Origin of the sequence: Kitasatospora sp. NPDC093558, from assembly GCF_040683475.1 — a bacterium.
Taxonomy (GTDB): Bacteria; Actinomycetota; Actinomycetes; order Streptomycetales; family Streptomycetaceae; genus Kitasatospora.
On the sequence record NZ_JBFBDY010000864.1, the window covers coordinates 1 to 2,315 of the forward strand.

The following is a 2,315-nucleotide window of genomic DNA, read 5'->3' on the forward strand; positions in this document are numbered from 1 at the left end:
TCTGTTTTTTCATCTCCCTTTCTCAACGGTCCACCACAGGCCGTGGGGGCGAAACCCCCGCGCCAACCCGCCCGCCGTGGGGTGGGGGGCCCCGGCCCCGGGCCGCCCGCCACACACGCGTTGGCAGGAGCCGGCGTTCCTAGAGGGACGGGTCCAGGAACGGCCGGTCGTAGACCTCCAGCGAGCGGATCGACGCCCACGTGTTAGCGTTCACACCGCCGGTGACGGTCACCCGCACGTAGCGGGTCTGGGCCGTGAACGTCGCGGCCTGCACCTGGACGGCGGAGGAGTTCCCGGTCAGGTCGGCGAGCGTCGACCAGGTGGACCCGTCAGCGGAGCCGTCGATCCGGAACTGGTAGGCGTGCCCCGGCAGTTCCCAGGCGATCCGCGCGCCCGTGACCGGCCGCACCGAGCCGAGGTCGACCTGCAGCCAGTGGCCGGTGTTCCCGTCGGCCGCGCACCACCGGCTGGAGGTGTCCCCGTCGAACGCGTTGGCCGGCACGTTCCCGTGCGAGGTCTCCGAGCTGTCGGCCGTGGCCGGGCAGCCGCGGGCGATGTCCGCCGGCACCACCGTGCGGTCGAGCACGATCGCCACGATCGTGTCGTCGGGGTAGCGGGTGCGGTCGATGCCGGTGATGGTGATGGCGTTCCCGCTCGCCGCGCTGAAGGACAGCGGGTTCTTGGAGACGACGTCGTAGACGGAGGTGACGTTCGCGTCGCCGAGCGAGGGCGTCGTGAAGCTGCTGCCGCCGTTGTACCCGGCCAGCAGGTGCGCGTAGACGGTCCGGTTGGCGAAGGTGAAGCCGTACTGGCCGTCCACCGGGTTCCACGGGCCGCCGCGGGTGTTGTACACGGCCTCCCGGTTGGCGTTCATGAACCCGCCGAGCTGACGGATCAGCGCGGCCTGCGTGCTCGGGACCGTACCGGTCGCGTCCGGGCCGACGTTGACGAGCACGGACATGTCGCGCACGAAGGAGTTGACGAACAGGCCCAGCGCTTGGGAGAAGGGCATGGCGGAGTTGCCGCTGTACCCCCAGCTCCCGCCGACGCTGAACGTCTTCTGGACCAGGCGGCCGTACCGGATCGGCCCGCCCGGCACGCCGGAGCCCTCGTCGAGGTCGTAGTCGCCCACCCACCCCGAACGGGAGTTGGACACGGCGTTCGGCTGGTGCTGGCGCAGCACGCCGGTGAGGCCCAGCGGCTTGCCGGTGCCCGTCTCGGTCTCGCCGTACGCGGCGTCCACCTGCCAGCCGTTGCCGCCGTCCCGGTACTGGCCGGGCTCCCAGAAGAACGACCCCGCCGCGTCGGTGCCCTGCTGCGCCAGCCAGCCGCCGTCCCACCAGATGTCGTCGATCGCGCCGTAGTCGGTGACCAGTTCCTTCACGGACTGGTACACCTCGTTCTTCATGACCCGGGCGTTCTCGTGGTAGTCGAAGCTCGTCGGGTCGGAGCCCTCGTAGTTCCACGGGTACACGCTGTTCGGCAGTACGCAGTCGGAGGTGAGGGCGGGGCTCGGCGGCTTCGCGCCGGTCACGTCGTAGTAGCCCGGGTAGCGCCAGTCGATCGGGGAGTAGTAGAGCCCGACCCGCAGGCCCGCCGCGCGAACGGCGTTCACGTAGCCCTTGACGAAGTCCGTGCCGGCCGGGAACGGGGCGGAGCCCGTGGTCCAGGCATTGGGGTGGCCGCTGGGCCACAGGGCGAACCCCTCGTGGTGACGGGTGGTCAGGACCACTTCGGCGGCGCCGAGGTCCTTGGCCAGCTGCGCCCAGGCGGCGGGGTTGTAGGACTGCGACTGGCTGGCGAACGAGCCGGCCCACTGCGCCCGGTAGGAGGTCGGCGCGGTCTTCGAGTAGAACTGGTACCACTCGCCCTGGGCCGCTGCCGAGTAGACGCCCCAGTGGATGAACATGGACACCTTGTTGTCGCGCATCCACTGGATCCTGCTGTCCGGCTGCTGCCAGGCCCCCTGGTCGAGCTTCGGGACGCGCAGCGGGACGAGGGGCAGGGCGGCGCCCCCGGTCGCGTCGGTCGCGTCGGTCGCGGCGACGGCGGCCTGGGCCGGGATGCCGACGGGTCCGACGACGGTGGCGGCGGTGGCGACGGCCAGACCGGTGAGCACGTTTCTCCGGCTGATGGGTCGTGACATGGATGCTCCGTTTGTCCTGGAGTGCTCGCAAGGAGGTGGGACTTGGCGAGTCAGGTCCATGTATGGGGTGCGCGGAGCGGCGCGTCAAGACATCTGACGGCGATATGGTCGGATGACTTCCGGCGGTTCCATGGTCACCTCCAGGGCACGTCGTCTTCGCGCCAGGCCG

At 70.5% G+C, this 2,315-nt stretch carries 1 protein-coding gene; it reads right to left on the reverse strand.

Features of this window, described 5'->3' with window-relative positions; genetic code table 11:
• Positions 1-139: 139 nt before the first annotated feature.
• On the reverse strand, positions 140-2,146 hold the full coding sequence (locus AB0O00_RS36250) for an alpha-L-fucosidase (RefSeq protein WP_363658962.1): 2,007 nt from the start codon (positions 2,144-2,146) through the stop codon (positions 140-142).
• Positions 2,147-2,315 lie beyond the last annotated feature (169 nt).